We start from the raw sequence: 17,106 nt of genomic DNA on the forward strand, positions 1-17,106 counted from the left end.
CGCGATGTCCATAGATCAATCCTTCGATGTCATCGTTGTCGGCTCCGGAATGTCGGGCGGCTGGGCCGCCAAGGAGTTCTGCGAACGCGGGATGAAAGTGCTCGTGATCGAGCGCGGCAAGAAGACCGAGCGGAGCGTCGACTACGTCGGCGAGAACAAGGAACCGTGGGACATGCCGTTGCGCGACCGGGTCGACCCCAAGCTCGCCGAAAGCGACTATCCCGTTCAGAGCACCTGCTACGCCTTCCGCGAGAGCACCCGCAACTTCTTCATCAACGATCGCGAGAACCCCTATTCGCATGCCGAGGGCGCGCCGTTTTCCTGGCTGCGCGGCGACCAGGTCGGCGGCAAGTCGCTGATGTGGGCGCGCCAGAGCTATCGCTGGAGCGATACCGATTTCGGCGCGAACAAGGCCGACGGCCACGGCACCGACTGGCCGATCCGCTATGCCGACGTCCAGCCGTGGTATGACCATGTCGAGCGCTTCGTCGGCATCAGCGGCTCTGCCGAAGGATTGCCGCAGCTGCCCGACAGCATCTTCCAGCCGCCGATGGAAATGACCTGCGTCGAGAAGGAGGCCAAGGCGAAGATCGAAGCGGCCTTCCCCGATCGCAAGCTCATCATCGGCCGCGCGGCGCACCTCACTCAGCCGACCGAGGAGCAGCTGGCTCTCGGTCGCGGGACCTGCCAGTTCCGCAACCAGTGCGAACGCGGGTGTTCGTTCGGGGCCTATTTCTCCAGCGTCGCGGCCACGCTCCCGGCAGCGGAGAACACCGGCAATCTCACGATCCTGCCGGACAGCCATGTCGAGCGTATCGTCTACGATCCCGCCACCAAGCGCGCGAGCGGCGTGCAGGTGGTCAACCGCAAGACGCGCGAACGGCAGGAGATCGGCGCTCGCGTGATCTTCCTCTGCGCCTCCACCATCGGCACGCTTCAGGTGCTGCTAAACTCGACGTCCGAAGCTTTCCCCGAAGGCTTCGGCAATTCGAGCGGCGTGCTTGGTCGCTACGTTATGGACCACCACCACCGCGTCGGCGCGCGTGGGCGGATGCCGGGCTTCGAGGACAAATATTACGCGGGACGGCGGCCCAATGGCATCTACCTCGTGCGCTACGCCAATATCGACAACCGCACCGATGGCGAGTTCCTGCGCGGCTATGCCTTCCAGGGAGGCGGGGAGCGATCGTCATGGACCCGCGCGCTTGGCGGTGGCGACTTCGGCGCGGACCTCAAGGATAGCCTGCGCACGCCGGGGCCGTGGTATTTCAACCTCCAGGGGTTCGGCGAGCACCTGCCCAATGCCGACAATCGCGTGACGCTGCACAAGAGCAACACCGACGATTTCGGCATCCCGATCCCCCACATGGAAATCCGCTGGGGCGAGAACGAGCGAAAGATGCGCAAGGCGATGCGGCGCGATGCCGAGGCCATGCTCGAGGCGGCCGGGGTCGTCGATATCGAGAGCTTCGAGAACGAAGCCACGCCTGGCCACTGTATCCACGAGATGGGCGGGGCGCGAATGGGTCACGATCCGAAGACCTCGGTGCTCAACCGCTGGAACCAGTCGCATGACGTAGCCAACGTCTTTGCTACCGACGGCTCGGCCTTTGCCTCGACTGCCTGCCAGAACCCGTCGCTCACTTTCATGGCGCTGACGGCGAGGGCGGTCGATTACGCGGCGCGGCAAATGCAGGAAGGACAATTGTGATGCAGGATTTCGAGACGAGCCGCCGGACCTTCCTCGCCGGCGCGCTGGGTGTGGGACTTACCGCCTGTGCGCCATCGGGAGTAACCAGTTCGCCTTCGGCTCCGCCCTATGACGGCAGGCTAGGAGTCCAGCTCTATACCGTGCGCTACCTGTTCGAGAAGGACTACGCCGGTACGCTCGCCTCACTGGCGAAGATCGGGTTCAAGGATTGCGAGACCGCCGGCTATTTCGCGCATGATCCGCGCGACGTGCGTAGCGCGATGGACGACCTCGGTCTGGTGAGCCGATCCGGACACATCCGGCTCAACGAGTTGCAGGATGGCTTCGCCAAGCAGCTCGAGACCGCCGCCATCATGGGGCAGCGTTCGCTATATCTCGGCTGGATTCCGGAGGAAGAGCGCACGCCAGACAAATATCGCGCGCTGGCCGACCTGCTGAACACCAGGGGCGAAGCGGCCAAAGCGGCAAGTATCCAGCTCGGTTACCACAACCACGATTTCGAGTTTGCCGATCTCGGTGGGGTCAAGGGCTACGACATCCTGCTCGAGCGGACCGACCCCTCATTGGTCGCAATGGAGATCGACTTTTACTGGGCCGCTCAGGCCGGCGTCGACCCGCGTGACCTCTTCGCCCGCGCGCCAGGACGCTTCCACTCGTGCCACATCAAGGACCGCAAGGCGGACGGCTCGATGGTCTCGGTGGGTGAGGGGCAGATCGATTTCGCCAGCATCCTGTCGGAAGCGCGCAAGGCCGGCCTCGAAACCTTCTACGTTGAGCACGACGAGCCGGCAGACCCGATTGTCTCGGTCGCCGCAAGCTACGCCTACCTGACGCGTTAGGCTTGTTACCGGCGACCGGGCGGAGCGGTCGTCTCGCGCAGGACGAATTCGTGGTCGAGCACGATCCGCTTGGGTTCGAGGCTCCCGCGGCTCTTGAGCTGGCCGATGAGCTCGCGCACGGCGGTCGCACCCAAGTCGCCCAGCGGCTGGCGGATCGTCGTTAGCAGCGGCCGCATGCGCGTCGCCACATCGGCATCGTCGAAACCGACGACCGAGAGCTGCTGCGGCACGGCGACGTGCCGGACATTGCAGGCGGCAACGACTCCCGCAGCCATATCGTCGTTCGAGCAGAAGATGGCGGTCGGCGGTTCGGCCATGCCGAGAAAATATTCGCCGGCCTTGAAGCCGGACTCGAAATCGAAGTCGCCACGGCGCACCAGTTGCGGCAGCACGCCAAGCCCTCGGGCCTCCAGCGCCGCGCAGAAGCCGGCGTAGCGCACGTGCGCCGAGCGCTGCTCTTCGATGCCGCGGATGAATCCGATCCGGCGATGGCCGAGGTCCAGCAGGTGCTCGGTCAGTTCGACGGCGGCCTGATAGTCGTCGATCTCGACAAGGATACCGCGGTTCTCCAGTTCGACCGGTCCGATCCGCACTGCGGGAAGCCGCAATTCCTTGAGCACCGCGTCGATCTTCGGGTCATCGGCGTAGGGCGCGACCAGCATGACGGCATCGGGCTTCCTGTGCAGCAGCAGGACCTCGAAAGCCTCGCGGATTTCCTTTACCGGCTTTCCCGTCAGCCCCTCGAACAGGTTGATCGAGAGCTGGTAGCCGCGCTCCTGGCAGGCGACCACCGCGCCGAACTGAATTGCATTGATGTAGTTCGAATGGGCGTTCGGGCAGATGAGGGCGATGTCGTAGGAGCGATTGCCGCGCAGCGAGCGGGCCGACTGGCTGGGAACGTAATTTAGCAGCTCGACCGCCTCGCGCACCTTTGCCTGCAGTGTTTCCTTCACATGCGGTTCGTTGTTGAGCACGCGCGAGACGGTCTTGATCGAGACGCCGGCCAGTTCGGCCACGTCCTTCATCTTCGCCGTCCTGCCTGCCGTCGACCCGCTCAAAGCCTGTCCCCCCGTTTCGCATTTTATTGGCTCCGCCCATGCCTCACAAGCGGCCCGAGGGGAAGCCTGCGCATGGGCGCGTCTTCCTCACATTCCAAGACCACGCACCCGGGTGCGGACCGCCAGCAGCCGATCCTGCGCGGTGATGAACAGCGTGCGCCCATCCTCCCCGAAAGCACAGTTGGCGGTCGCGCGGCCGGTCGCGATGCGGCCAAGGCAGGTGCCGCCTTCGTCGATCACCAGCACGCCGCCCGGCCCGGCGAGGAACAGGTGCCCAGTCACGGCCATGGCCATGCCGTCGGGCAGGCCGGGGCTGGACGCGGTGTAGGGGCTGGCGTCGAACCAGACCGGCGCTGGGCCGGGCTTGTCGAGCTCGAGCTTGCGGACCAGCGGTGCGGCTGGATCGGACTGGCTGACAAAAAGCGATACGCCGTCGGTAGAAAGCACGACGCCGTTGGGAAAGGTCATGTCGGAGATAATGCGCGTGAGCATTCCATCGGGCGCCAGGCGGTAGACACCGTTCGCGTCCATTTCCTTGAGCGGCGATGCATCGAGGCCCTCGAGCCCGTAGGGCGGGTCGGTGAAGTAGATCGTCCCGTCACGTGCCTCGATGACGTCGTTTGGACTGTTGAAACGCTTCCCCTCGAAGCGGGAGGCGAGGGTGGCCCGTTCGCCGGTTCCGAGGTCGAGCGACTCTACGGCGCGCGCACCGTGGTTGCAGAGCAGCAGCCTGCCGTCGCGGGCAATCAGCAGGCCGTTCGCGCCGGGCTCGCGAAAGCCGTCGATCGCACCGACCGCACCGGACGGGTCGAGGAAGACCTCTACCCTGTCGCCAGCGGACCAGCGGTAGGCACGGTTGGCGGGGACGTCGGTGAAATAGAGCGCCTGCCGCGTCGCATCCCACGCGGGCCCTTCGGCCCATTGGTAGCCGCTGCCGAGGAGCTTTGCCGGAGCAGTGACATCGACGACGCCCGCGAACCGGCCGTCGAAAGCTTCGAATTCGACCGACGAGGCGTCGGTATCGCCGACACTTTGCCGCGCGGCCACACAACCGGCCAGCATCGAAAAGCAGGCGCCTGCAAGAACCGATCGACGCGAAAGAGTACTGTCCATTGTCATCCTCCGCCTCCGTGATACAGCCGCGTTGACAACCTTGTCAAAACCCGCAAGCCTGCGATGCACCGGCTCTGCGAGGGAGCCGCGGGACAGGTGGTGCGCAATGGCAGGACATCGCGAGCTGATCGTGCTCATGGGACCGAGCGCCTGCGGGAAAACCACCATCAGCGGCATGCTGGGCGAGGCGCTTAGCGCTCCGGTGATCGAGGGCGACGATCACCATCCGCCCGCGAACAAGCGCAAGATGGCGGCGGGAACACCGCTGACCGACGAGGACAGGGCGGCATGGATCGACAGCCTTGCCGCGGATAGCCGCGCGAGGCCCGACGAGCGTCTCGTCCTCGCCTGCTCCGCATTGACCGCCTATGTCCAGGATCGGCTGCGATCTGAAAGCGGGCGGAGTGTCCGCTTCGTCCTGCTCGACCTGCCGCGCGATGTGCTGGCGCAAAGGCTCGCCGCGCGGACCGACCACTTCATGCCGGTGTCGCTGCTCGACAGCCAGCTCGCGGCGCTGGATCCGCCGGCAGATGTGCTGCGGGTGGATGCGACTATGGCACCGAGCGCAATCGTCGAGCACATTCGCGCCGAGCTAAACGAACAGAGCGAGTAGCAGCACCGTTGCGAAGCCCGTCAGCCCGATCAGTGTCGAGGACACGGTCCAGGTCCTGAGCGTCTCGGCCGAAGTCAGGCCGAAGTAACGCGACACCAGCCAGAAGCCGGAATCGTTGACGTGGCTGGCCATCGTCGCGCCCGATGCGATGGCGATCGTCATCAGTGCCAGTTCGAATGGCTGGAGGCCCGCTGCACCGGCGAGCGGGGCGGTCAGGCCCGCTGCAGTGAGCATCGCGACCGTCGCCGAACCCTGCGCAATGCGGATGACGAGGGCGAGGAGGAAGCCGCCGACGAGTGGCCCAAGACCGAAGCCGAGCAGGCTCTCGGCAAGCATCGCGCCTGCACCCGTATCGACCAGCATCTGCTTGAACGCGCCGCCCGCGCCGGTCACGAGCAGGATCACCGCCGTCGGTTCAAGGGCGCGGGCGAGCGTGTCCGACAACCGCTCGCGTGCTGCCGCATCGCCCGGTGCCAGGATCAGCGCTGCGAGGCCGCACGCGAGAAGCAGCGCCACGAAGGGGTGGCCGATGAAGGCCAGCGTGTCGGCGGCCACTCCTGTCCAACCCAGCGAGGCGGCAATTGCCGCGATCACGATCAGCCCGATCGGCAGTGCGATGGCCGCGAGAGCCCTCAGGCCCAATTCGCCATCGAATCTTACGCCGGGACCGCTTGGCGCGGGCGTGAGCACCGGTTGGCCTACGGGGAGCGCATTACTTCGGGTCAGGACAGCGGTGAAAAGCGGGCCTGCGACCAGCATGGCCGGAACCCCGGCGGCGAGGCCGTAAACTATCACCAGGCCAAGTTCCGCCGAAAGTATCTCCGCTACCGCGACGGGGCCGGGCGTGGGCGGAATGAAGCTGTGGGCGGTCGCGAGCCCGGCAAGTAGCGGGAGGCCGAAATAAAGCGCGGGCTTTCCCGCGGATCGCGAGAGCGAGGCAACGAGCGGAAAGAGCAGGATCAGCGCGACGTCGAAGAAGACCGGGATGGCGATAACGATCCCGACCACCCCCATTGCGACCGATGTCTTTCCTGCATCGCGCCCACCCACAATGGCCCGGGCCAGCGCGGCCGCTCCACCGGACGCCTCGAGATAGCCGCCCAGCAACGCTCCCAGCCCGACGATCACCGCGATAAAGCCGAGGACGCCGCCCATGCCGGTGGTGATCGACTGGATGACCGCCGATGGAGCGAGACCCGCGGCCAGCCCTGTACCTAGGGCAGCAACTAGCAGCGCGGCAAAGGCATTGACCTTGCGGACGAGGATCATGAGCAGGAGCGCAGCGACCCCCGCAATGGTGGCGAGGAGAGGTCGCCACTCGGCCGCAATTGCGAGGAATTCGGACACGACCAGGCTTTTGCCGTCAGTCCTGTCCGGGCATCGGGTTGGGCGGCACTGGCAGGCCCTTCGGATGTGCTTTCCAGAACACGAACCGCAGCGGGACTTCGCCGGTATTGCGGATTCCGTGGAGATCCCAGGCGGCCGCGTAGAGCATGTCGCCTTCGCTGGCGGCGAACGTACGGTCTCCCACGGTCCATTCGCCTGTCCCTTCGAGGACCATCAGGAATTCCTCCTCGGCGTGCCGGTGCGGGGGATGGATTTCGAGACCCGGGTCGATCGTCGCTGTGCCGGATAGCAGATCGGCCAGGCCGGCGGTTTCGCCTTCGAAATAGGTCGCGGCGCTGCCCCATTCCTCATTCGAAGTCGCCGCACTTGAGGGTGAGATAACCTGCGTCTGGACCAATCGGGAAGCCGCAGCGCTGGCGGCTGCTTCCCCTTCAGGCTGCGTGTTCGAACATGCCGGAACCAGCAATAGAAGGCAGCTTAGTGTCGCATAGTTTTTCATCGAGCCCGTCCTCCCGGCTCGCACTGATAACGTTGTCATTGTCCGGACGCAAGGAGGGTGCCGAGACTGGGGCCTGCGGCGGTATCAGGCTGCCCTGACGTGGGAGAGGAATTCGCCGACCTGTCGGCGCAGTGCCTCGGCCTGTTCGCCCAGTTGCTGGCACGAGCCGAGCACCTGGGTCGCGGCCGAACCTGTCGCCACTGCCATGCGGCTGACTTCGGACATATCGGCAGCCACAGCCTCGGTGTTGCGCGCGGCCATGTCGATGCTTCGCGCGAGATCCTGACCTGCCACCGATTGCTGGTCCACCGCGCTCGCGATCGAGGTCGCGGTACCCTGCAGTTCGGTAACTTCTTCGGTGATACGGCGAAGGGCCCCGGCACCAGAGCCGGAGCTTTCCTGGATCCGGCGGATCTGTTCCTCGACCTCTTCGGTTGCCCGCGCGGTCTGGCCGGCTAGCTCCTTCACTTCGCTAGCGACCACGGCGAAACCGCGACCTGCCTCACCGCCCCGCGCGGCTTCGATCGACGCGTTGAGCGCGAGCAGGTTCGTGCGCTGGGCGATCTGGCTGATCATCTCGACCACGGCGCTGACCTGGCCGGCCATCTCGTCGAGCGCGCGGACCGAACGGTTGGCGTCGGTGGCCACTTCGCGGGCCTTGCCGGCTCGGTCTGCCGAGTTCGCTGCCTGACGGCTGATCTCGCCGATCGACATGACGAATTCATCGCTCGCCGATGCTGCTCCGGTCACGCCTTGCGAGGTCTCACCGAGTAGCTTGGTCGCATTGACGACGCGCTGAGAAGACTTCTCCGCGTTTTCGTTCATCAGCGAAGCGGCGCCGTTGAGCTGGGTGCTGGTCGCTGCGATATCGCCTGCCAGCTGGCCGATCATCGCTTCGAACTTGTCGGCGAGGGACTGGACCATCGCCACGCGCTTGTCGCGCTCGGCTTGCGCGTCGATCGTGCGATGGGCCTGTTCGATCGAGTCCATCGCATAGCTCTGCATGACATGGAGCGAACGCGACATCTCGCCGATCTCGTCCTCGCGGTCGTACGTCGGGATCATCAGGTCGGTCTCGCCCTTCGCGAGACGTGCGCTCACGTCGCTGATCTCGGCGACCGGCGAGACAATGCGCCGCGCGACGAAATGCTGAGCCCAGACGACCAGTCCGACCGCTAGTATGACGAGCAGGACCATCGCGACTATGTAGGCCTGGATTTCGCCGATCCCATCGGTCGAAACCGATTCCACGCGTGTCGAGGCATCCTGCCCAAGACCGAGGATTTTGTTATTCGTGGTGTCGATGAAGTCGTAGCGCGGGCCGAGGAAGCTTTCCTGCTCCACGAGTCCGCGTGGCGCGTCGCGCACTTCTTCCATGGTGACTTCGAGTTTGGCGAGATCGGTATCGAGTTCATCAATGGTCGAGAGCCATGCCGGATCGATCGCCGCAGCGGAGCTCCGCAGGTCGGCGTTCATCTGCTGGGCGCGCTGCGCGGAAGCGATCGACAGCCCGATGATCTCGGGGTCGTAGCCACGCGCGCGGTAGGCGCCCATATTGTCCTTGGAAAGCGTCACTTCGCGCGCCATGCCCGAAGTCAGGAAGGCGACTTCGGTCAACTCGGAAAGGCGTTGGGCACGTTGCTCGATGCGCAGGAAGCCCAGCGCCGCAGCAAGCCCCAGCAGGAGCACGAGCGCGCCGACCGTCCGGAAGATAACGCCGAACTGGCGATTGATCGATCCACGCGTGATCCAACCCAGCAAACTGTCCGACCCGAAACGGGCTGTTGTCGTCCCATTAGAACTCATGACACCCCCCCTAAACGTTTTGATTGATTTCGTTGTCAATAAGGAAAGTCCTGACTTAGCGGAATGTCGTAGCGCGAATTGGTTAACGCATCGCTGCCTGGTGTTATCTAAGGCTGGTTGTCGCCCTCGAACCTCGATTCCCTTTGCTCTGCGAGTCGCGCCTCAGGCCTATCGCTGACCGGTAGTCATTGATCATGCAGTGGACGGTCGCTAGATGCTTGGACACTGTCCTTAGTCGAAAATTGGGCGGGACGGAGCGCGGAAGGGCAGGTAGCGGGCCACCCTGATCCAGACAGGCTATCCACGACGTCACTCGCCCCGCATTTCGACAGCATGAGGGCATGGATGCAAGATTGTGTTCGCTCTCGAGAAAGCGGAAGATGTCGCTCGAAGCGATATCGTCGACGGTGAAGCAATGCCTCAAGGGCTCGCAATCTACCACCACCGCTGCACGAGTAAAAAGGGTGTCATCGGATTGGCTTGCCAAAGCACGCTGGGGCGAGGGCTTTCATAAGGTACGTTTGAGGGGGAATGTTCGCGCGCCCCAGCTGACAGTCAGGAAGCGGCCAATTTTCTACCGCTCAATCGTCGGCAATTGATAATTCGTCGACCGCGAAGCATTTGAGCATACTTGTGAATCAACCGAACGCAAAGTCGCCTAGATGGGGTATCGTTGAGGGTATTGTCACGGAGTTTGGGGTAATTGCCGAATTAATTCATAACGTTACATGTGTATTTTGTAATCCTCCTCCGCTACCAGGAGTTGGCGCTCGCATTGGTTCGTGTGAGTGTTCTCTTGCGTTCGCAATCCGAGCCCACACGCCGTCCCTTGAAGAACACCTGCTACCGTCTGCGATCCCCCAAAGTTCACATGCGTTTATACGTCCACGTTGGGCTGGATGGTTTGCGTAGATATTTTCAGCATGTCCCTTGCCGACCCATTCGGCGCACGTGCCTTGCGTCACGCCAACTCAATCCAGCGTCGCGCGGAACCTGATTGCGAAGGTCGCGTCAGGGGCGATCGACGTTGCTCTGGCGGTCACCGTATTGGAGGAGAAGGATCCACCATAGGGATCCGTCTCGTCCGCTCCACTTGCGTTATCGTCTTCGGCTCCGGTAGCGGACGAACAACCGGGCCCCGACAGGATCGAGCCGGAAACGAAGGTCAATTCGGTCGGGAGAACATCGCTCACTACCAGATTCGTTGCCGTGGCCGAGCCAGCGTTGCTGACGAGAATGCAGTATTCGATCACCGCACCGGGGATAGCCTTGGGATTATCCGTACCGCTGACCGGATCGGAGATAACTGTGCTGGACTTCGTCGCCGTCACTTCGGTGTCCGGGTTGCAGAAGGTGATGTCGTGGATCGCGATTGCCTGTCCATCGGGATTGGAGGGGGCCGTGTTGGCGTTCCCGTAAGTGATTGTGATGGTGTCCACCGGCTGTGAGAACGTGACGACCACATTCCCGTCCCCGGTGGTCCCGTCCGAGCCGGCATCTCCAATGGCAGTATTGCCCACGACGTAGTTCGCAGTGCCATTGGTCAGGGTGGGCAAGACCGTGGTCCCTCCGAAACTGCCGGAAACCACCAGCTTGTCCGCGAAGTCATCCGCCGCGTAGTCGACATCGAACACAGTGAATTGCACGCCGGGAACCGCGGTCGGAAGAGAGATGACCGTGGTCATCGTTTCGCTTGCTGTGGCGAAGTCGAGATATTGATGCAGCGCAAGCTGTGTGCCGGCAAAGCCGCCATTGTTTGCGTTGCTGAGGCTGGGGGAGGCACCGCCGAAGGCGGGATCGGTCACCCAGCTTCCGCTTCCTGCAATCGCGAAGCTCAAAGTCCCGATCCCGGCAACGGAATAGCTGTTGTTTCGTGTTCCTGAGATCCAGGCGCGCGTGTCCCAGTCGAACAAGGTCGATCCGACCGGACAGATGAGGGCAGGGGCCACGCCAGCGGTTCGGCTTCCCTGGACGGTGAAGGTCACGCTTGCACGATCGTCTTCCCCCACGACCGAGTTGTTCGGCGTGGAATCCGGATCGTAGTTCGGGCTGCTGAAGACCTCGGCGATATTGGTGACGGTGATGCCTGCCGGGGCCGTTACCGTGCCGGTAAGCGTTATCGTCCGGGTTTGTCCGGAAGAGATGAGGGGAACGCTCCAGCGGCCGGTGGAATTGTTGAAGGTGCCGTATCCGCTGGCCGAAACGAAGCTGAAGCCTGCCGGCAGGGCGTCGCCCACGACCACATTCGCCGCCGCCAGGGGGCCGGCGTTACTGAGGTTCAGCGTATAACTAATGGTCGAGCCGTTTGTCGGGGTCGCGTTGCTGACCGTCTTGGTCAGCGAAAGGTCCGATACGCTCACACCGCTCTGCTGCCAGGTGAAGTCCGACAGGCCAATATATTGGTAGCTGCCGGTCGGGTTCGCCGTCGGCGATCCTTGTCCGAAGAGATAGCGGATACGGACGCGTTTGACGGTCACTGCGCCGAAGTTGACGGCGATGTTGCCCGTCGTGCTGGTGATGCCGCCATTGTAACCGGTGCCGTGAAAGCCCGCGACGCCGTTCAGCGTTGTCGTGCCGACGGTCGATCCCAGCGTATAGGCCGTCGTTAGATTGCGCAGGTTCAGCCAAGTACCGGTGCCCGTATCGTATTCGATCGTCACGCCGTCATGGAAGTAGTAAGGGTCGGTGAAATACCGGTCCACATTGCCGACCGTGAAAGCGAGGTTGGTTACCGCCGTATCGAGCGTATAGATCGTCTCGAAGTAGTCGCCCACATCGAAGATCGTGTGGTCGGTGCTGTAAAACAGGGTGCCGGTGTTGCCCCCGACATTACCGCTGTAGTAGGATAGCATTCCCGTCGAATAGCCGTTGGTGAAGCCGGCATCGTTGGCATCGCCGTCGCGATTGATACGGGTCGTAACTGTGACGCCGTTGGGCCCGGCGGCGACGCGTTCCCCGCTTGTGACTTCCTGCAGGTTGTTCTTGTTGAGGTTCGTCCAGTCGGCGCGGATCGTCGTCTGCGCCGCCACCGGAAGAGCACCCAAGGTCGCGAACGCAAGTGCCATGAGCGCGGCAAGAAGATGGCGAAAGGTCATCACTTACCGCCTTCCGAGACCGAGGAAAGAAAAGCTGTCGGCATCGAGTTTCATGCGAATGGTGGCGTAAAGTCCCTGGTCCGTGTTGCGTGCTGCCGAATAATCGCGGTCACGGAAACCCTCGATGTTGTAACCGACGCTGAGCAGCACATTGTCGGTCGGGGTAAAGCCGATCTCGGGGCCGAAGGCAAAGCTGGTGTAACCGTCGGTAACATTGCTCCGCATAGTCGCGCGCCCGCCGATCTCGAAGCGCTCGCCCACGCCGATCCTTGCGTCCACCCCGACCAACGCGGTGAAACCTGCGAGGTCGAAGTCGTCGAAGCGGTCGAAATTGTAGCGACCGCCCAGGAACAGGCCGAACTCGCTACGCTGGAAGAAGCCTTCTGCGCCGTCTTCATCTTCGCCGCGCGGCGACCAGTTGGTCGAAAGGCTGGCCATCAGGCGGCGGGATTCAGCGTGACCGGTGACGGTCAGCGCGGTGCGCCCGGCTGGGCCGGTTTCGCCAGCGATAGCTCCGGTGACCTTGTCGCTGCGATATTCCAGCTTGCCGAGCAGGGCGACGCGGGAATTGTCGGGGCGGTGCGCGAAGGAAATGGCTGCATCCATGATTTCGCTGGTTGCGCCGTTCTCACCCTCGGCTTCGGTCCAAGTGAGACCCGAACCGACCACGCTGCCTTCGCCCAGCTGGCGTATCGCACCGAAAATCAGCCCCTTGCGGTCGGCGAATTCGCCGTCGCGATATTCCCCGCGTGCGGTTGCTGCCCAGCGGTCTTTCCGCCAGCTTGCACCGAGGGTCGCCGCGGTAAAATCTTCGAAGAGCTCGCCGTTCTGGCCCAGGTGTCCACCGCTCGCGGCAGGGTGTGCCGGATTGATGACCTGGGCAAAATCCACCCCGCCGATCTGACGATTGTGATCGACCGTGGCGTCGACCGAGAGATTCTCCGTCACGGCAAAGCTCTGCGCAAGGCCGAAGGCGGCGAAGCTGCGCTTTCCGTATTCGGCGATATCCTGACGGCCGAGAGTGGTCGTCACGCGGGCGCCGTTCCAGGGAGAAACCTCAAAGCCGCCCTTGAGTGTGCGCGCATCGATCGCATCGCCCGAGGCGATTTCGTAATCGGTGATCGCGCGAATCTCGTTGGTGATCGCATAGCGGGCGCCGAAACGGTGACGCGTCGGCAGATCGATCGAATCCGTCCCTTCCAGCGCGATGCTCGTCGCCGCGCTCAGCTCGAGGCGGTTGTTGAGCAGGCGCTGGGTCACGCCGCCTTCGAGCACGGTGGATGCACCGCTCGTGCCATCGGCATAGCGATCGGCGAAGCGAGCGATGCCCAGGCGCAGGTCGGTCGATTTTCCGCGCCAGCTCGCCTGCAATTGTACTGCATCGCGGCGGGCATCGTCGACCAGGCTGTCGTCGCGCCAGGCGCTGCCGACCAGCGAAATCGCCTCGTTCACGCGATATCGCGCATCGACACCGACCTTGCGGCGACCGACTTCCGCGTTGCTTTGCTGGCCCGTGCCGAAACCGGCTTCGATCGAGCGGGCGTAGGCCAGGACATCGACATCGCCGCTGTGGTGTTCGGCTTCGACGAGCCAGGCCGCCGAAGTCTCCCCTTCGGCCTTGCTGGCAGCGACTTCTGCACGAACCTCGGTATCGGTCCCGATGCGGACGCGGGCGTCGACCGCGGCGAGATCGGTACGCGCGCCATCACCCTTGTCGGTGATGGCGGTTGCACCGAGACGCACGTTGCCATCGGCCATGGTGACATCCGCACGAACCCCGGCGTTCCATTCGCCCGAGCCGGCCAGCTCGTCGATTTCGTACTCGATCACGATGAACTGCGGGTTGAGGTCGAAATCGCGGCTGAGGACAGGCGCGCTGAAACGGATGGTGCCGGATAGCAGGTCGATGTCGTAGTCGATGAAGCGCTCGAGCGTGCGGCTCGACACGATGAGTTCGGAGCGGAAGCGGTCACGGACCTCGATGGTCACTTTCTCGCTGTTGGCGACGATCGCGCGGCTCGAAAGGCGATAAGGGCCGGACAGGCCATTGCCCTGGATTTCGTCGCGGCGGAAGCGCGTCTCGGTTTCGGTGGCAAAGCCCTGCACGTGGACGGCGCCGAACCGGCCTTCCGCCTTAACGCCGGTTGCGGCGCGGTTGTAGCGCGCCAGCTGGGTCTGATCGAAGCCGGTCACGAAATCGCCGTAGATGGCGTAGAACGTGCTGGTCTCGACGCGGACGTAGAGCTTCTCGCGGCTCGCCGCATCGAACCGGCGCACCGAACCGTCGGCGAAGACCGTATAGTAGGCGTTGGGATCGATCGCGCCGGTCAGGCGCTCTTCGTCGCGCTGCTTGGCACTGTCATAGGCAGCGGTGAGCAGGAACTTTCCAAGGATGCGGCCCTTGGCGTAGAAGGCGACGCGAGCGTCGTCGCCGAGATCGCTGTCGAAGCGTCCGGCACGTTCCATATTGTCGGCGATGGAGCGCGCGCCGACGGAGCCTTCGGCCAGGCCGACAAGCGTCCATTCCTGATCGCCCGGCACGATCCAGCTCTCGATTTCTTGGGTGCGGCTGGTCTGGCCGTCGGAGAAGGTGAAACCGAGGTGCAGCGGGCCGCTGACCATGGTCGGAGCGAGTTCGATAAGCGCGACACCGTCATCGCCGTTGATCGTCCAGCTCGGCGCGGCGCCCGAAAGTCCGCTGAGTTGGCGCGACTGTGCGAGTTCGATCGCCTGTGCGCTTTCGTAGGGGGCATTGATTGCCACGCTGCCGGAAACGCCGGTGCGAACCGGACGGCCCTTGCGATCCGTGATGCGCACGGCGATCACCGGGTTCGACTTGCCGTCCGCCACCAGGTTGGAGCGATCGAGCAGCAATTCGGCACGGGCCGGCGCGGCTGCGAAATTGACGACCCGGGCGATTTCTGCGGAGACGGAGCCATCTGCATTGCGGATCGTCGCGGTGAAGTTCGTCGCCTCGCTATGCAGCGCGATGCCGCGCCAGATGCTGACGGCATGCGATCCGCTCGCGGCCTTCTTCACCCCGTCGAAAGACAGGGGATCGACGTCGCGGCCGTTGGCTCTCAGTTCGACCTTCTGGCCGACTTCATGACGGATCACGATGCGAACCGCGGGGGCACGCGGATTATGGCCCACTTCGGGGAAGAGAAAATCGGCCGGTCCGTCGCCAAGCGCCAGCCAGTCGGTCTCCGCGCCAGCTGCTTCGGCGTCGCCCAGCGGCTGCAGGGCGACATCGGGCGAGGGCGGGGCCCAGTCGGTGGGCAGGGTCGCGTAGAAGTCCGCCACCACGAGGCTGCCGCCCTGGCCACGCACGAAGCGCGAATCGACGGCTCCGGCGTTCGCCGTCGAGCGCGCGCAGTCGATGAACTCGCCGCCTTCGGGCAGCGTCTGGCGCTGTGCCTGCACGACGTGCGTCCCCGGCATGAGCCCTTCGAAGTGATAGCGCCCGTCGGCATCGGTGATGGCGAAGCTGCCGTCTTCCAGCATTACGCGGACGCCGGGAATGCCTCGGCGTGCGTCTTCGAGCGTGCACGGCCCTTCCGTGATGCGCCCGATCAGCGTCATGCGGCTGCCGATGGTCTCGCGCTCGATCCGGATCGAGGCGCTGGTGCGGACTTCGTCACCGCGGCGATCGGTCGCGACGGCGAGGTTTTCGGCATTGCCGGGTACGGCGTCGGCGCGCACGACCATGGCATAGCGGACCACGTGGCTTGCGCCGGCAGCGATTTCGTCGAAGCGGATGGAGAGCGTGCGTCCGTCGTCGCTCACTTCGACCTGGTCGGGAGCAGGCTCGCCGTCCACGCGGACGCTGTCGCGGCGCAGACGCAGCCAAGGCGACGGTGTATCGAGCACGACGACATCGAATTTCGGCCCGAGCGTGTCCTGGTTGCGCACCGTGACGGTGTAGAAGACGGCATCACCGGGCATCGCGTTGGGACGCGAGGCGGTCTTGTCGAGCGAAATCAGGACATCGGGGCGATCGAGCGGGATATCGAGGCGAACCGGCTCGATCGTGGCGAGCGAGAAAGCGGCGCCATAAGACCCGTCGACAATCACATACGGATCGCCATCCGGCCGCGAGAACGCAGCGAGCTCAGCGGGGGTGGCTTCCGACGGGGCAGTGTAGGGCGCGGGCGGTTCGACCACGATCCGATAGGTGCCGAGCGGCGCGAGCGGGAAGCGAAACTCGCCCGGCTCCATCTCGTAAACATTGCCGGCGGCATCGGTGACGGGCTGTCCACTGATCATCGTCGACGGCCAGGGGGTCACGCCGTCATAGGCGAAAACCGTCGCCGGCTGGCCGGTCGCAGCATCGACCAGGGTCACGCGTGCGCCAGTCACCGGCTGGCCGGTCTGGCTGTCGAAGACGAAACCATAGGGATCGGCCAGCACGCCGACGACAGCCACGACGATCGGAACTCCGTCGGGACGGCGATATTCGACGTTTATATCTTCGTCCGGATGCACGCTGAGCAGGCAATCTCCGGCAACAGGCTGCGGCGGAATCGGGGCAGTGCGTATCGCGCCCACGAACTCGCCCGTGTTGTCGCCGGTTTCGAATATGGTGACGGTTTCTTCGTCGCCGGAAGGCGTCGTGAGCGTCGTCACGATGCTGTCGATCGACGACGGATCACGATTGGCGGCCCTCGCCGTCACACGGAAGACAAGAATGTCGCCGATCCGGACCGTGTCGGTTGGCGTCACGCCGAGCGGACTCGGCCCGGTGCCATTCCCTCCGCCAATCGCCAGGGGCTGGTTGCCGCAAAGAGTAGGCGTGTAGGGAAAGGAAACGTCGGTGCCGGGTGTCGGCAGGAAGGTGTCGATGATCACGGGATCGTCGACCACTTCGATTACGACCTCATTGGAGTCGGTGTCGCCCGGCAGGTCGCCGACGCGCCATTGTGCCGAGGCGGTATTGGTAATCGTCTGCGCGCTCGCCGGACTCACGACGAGCAGCAGCAGCACTCCGAGGAGTGCTGCTGCCATGTCGTGGAAGGTCCGGCTGAA

The 17,106-nt window shown here is 63.9% G+C and carries 10 protein-coding genes; 3 read left to right on the forward strand and 7 right to left on the reverse strand.

Features of this window, described 5'->3' with window-relative positions; genetic code table 11:
- Positions 1-4: 4 nt before the first annotated feature.
- Both K3172_RS07875 and K3172_RS07880 read left to right on the forward strand, forming a co-directional pair.
- Positions 5-1,711, forward strand: coding sequence for a GMC oxidoreductase (locus K3172_RS07875; protein WP_221588532.1), 1,707 nt, complete (start codon positions 5-7; stop codon positions 1,709-1,711).
- A complete protein-coding gene (locus K3172_RS07880) occupies positions 1,711-2,550 on the forward strand; it encodes a sugar phosphate isomerase/epimerase family protein (protein WP_221588534.1) in 840 nt (279 codons plus the stop codon). The genes K3172_RS07875 and K3172_RS07880 overlap by 1 nt, the downstream gene beginning before the upstream one ends.
- A gap of 5 nt (positions 2,551-2,555) precedes the next feature.
- Here K3172_RS07880 and K3172_RS07885 read toward each other — a convergent pair whose 3' ends face one another.
- A complete protein-coding gene (locus K3172_RS07885) occupies positions 2,556-3,575 on the reverse strand; it encodes a LacI family DNA-binding transcriptional regulator (RefSeq protein ID WP_221588536.1) in 1,020 nt (339 codons plus the stop codon).
- A 120-nt stretch (positions 3,576-3,695) separates the two neighbouring features.
- Positions 3,696-4,670 carry an SMP-30/gluconolactonase/LRE family protein gene (locus tag K3172_RS07890; protein WP_221588537.1) on the reverse strand — a complete coding sequence of 325 codons (975 nt, stop codon included), beginning with the start codon at positions 4,668-4,670 and terminating at the stop codon, positions 3,696-3,698.
- 157 nt (positions 4,671-4,827) lie between these two features.
- On the opposite strand from K3172_RS07890, the gene K3172_RS07895 reads away from it, so the two are divergent.
- Positions 4,828-5,334, forward strand: a complete 507-nt coding sequence (locus tag K3172_RS07895) for a gluconokinase (protein WP_247717962.1) — start codon at positions 4,828-4,830, stop codon at positions 5,332-5,334.
- On the opposite strand, the gene K3172_RS07900 is transcribed toward K3172_RS07895, so the two are convergent.
- From K3172_RS07900 to K3172_RS07920, 5 genes are all read right to left on the reverse strand, one after another.
- On the reverse strand, positions 5,314-6,681 hold the full coding sequence (locus tag K3172_RS07900; protein ID WP_221588539.1) for a GntP family permease: 1,368 nt from the start codon (positions 6,679-6,681) through the stop codon (positions 5,314-5,316). The genes K3172_RS07895 and K3172_RS07900 overlap by 21 nt on opposite strands.
- Positions 6,682-6,697: 16 nt before the next feature.
- Positions 6,698-7,078, reverse strand: coding sequence for a cupin domain-containing protein (locus tag K3172_RS07905; protein WP_221588542.1), 381 nt, complete (start codon positions 7,076-7,078; stop codon positions 6,698-6,700).
- Between the two features lie 186 nt (positions 7,079-7,264).
- Positions 7,265-8,986: a methyl-accepting chemotaxis protein gene (locus K3172_RS07910; RefSeq protein WP_221588544.1), complete on the reverse strand. Its 1,722-nt coding sequence runs from the start codon at positions 8,984-8,986 to the stop codon at positions 7,265-7,267.
- Positions 8,987-9,957: 971 nt separating this feature from the next.
- Entirely contained in the window at positions 9,958-12,081 is a 2,124-nt protein-coding gene (locus tag K3172_RS07915; protein WP_221588546.1) for a DUF11 domain-containing protein, read from the reverse strand.
- Between the two features lie 3 nt (positions 12,082-12,084).
- The gene (locus tag K3172_RS07920) at positions 12,085-17,085 is read right to left on the reverse strand and encodes a hypothetical protein (protein ID WP_221588548.1); all 5,001 of its coding nucleotides are present in this window, start codon (positions 17,083-17,085) and stop codon (positions 12,085-12,087) included.
- Positions 17,086-17,106 lie beyond the last annotated feature (21 nt).

Origin of the sequence: Qipengyuania proteolytica (assembly GCF_019711565.1) — a bacterium.
Lineage (GTDB): Bacteria > Pseudomonadota > Alphaproteobacteria > Sphingomonadales > Sphingomonadaceae > Qipengyuania > Qipengyuania proteolytica.

Coding starts and splice junctions, on each gene's coding strand:
- K3172_RS07910 (WP_221588544.1), bottom strand. CDS start 8,986: ATGAGTTCTAATGGGACGACAACAGCCCGTTTCGGGTCGGACAGTTTG.
- K3172_RS07920 (WP_221588548.1), bottom strand. CDS start 17,085: ATGGCAGCAGCACTCCTCGGAGTGCTGCTGCTGCTCGTCGTGAGTCCG.
- K3172_RS07915 (WP_221588546.1), bottom strand. CDS start 12,081: ATGACCTTTCGCCATCTTCTTGCCGCGCTCATGGCACTTGCGTTCGCG.
- K3172_RS07890 (WP_221588537.1), bottom strand. CDS start 4,670: ATGCTGGCCGGTTGTGTGGCCGCGCGGCAAAGTGTCGGCGATACCGAC.
- K3172_RS07875 (WP_221588532.1), top strand. CDS start 5: ATGTCCATAGATCAATCCTTCGATGTCATCGTTGTCGGCTCCGGAATG.
- K3172_RS07895 (WP_247717962.1), top strand. CDS start 4,828: ATGGCAGGACATCGCGAGCTGATCGTGCTCATGGGACCGAGCGCCTGC.
- K3172_RS07885 (WP_221588536.1), bottom strand. CDS start 3,575: ATGAAGGACGTGGCCGAACTGGCCGGCGTCTCGATCAAGACCGTCTCG.
- K3172_RS07880 (WP_221588534.1), top strand. CDS start 1,711: ATGCAGGATTTCGAGACGAGCCGCCGGACCTTCCTCGCCGGCGCGCTG.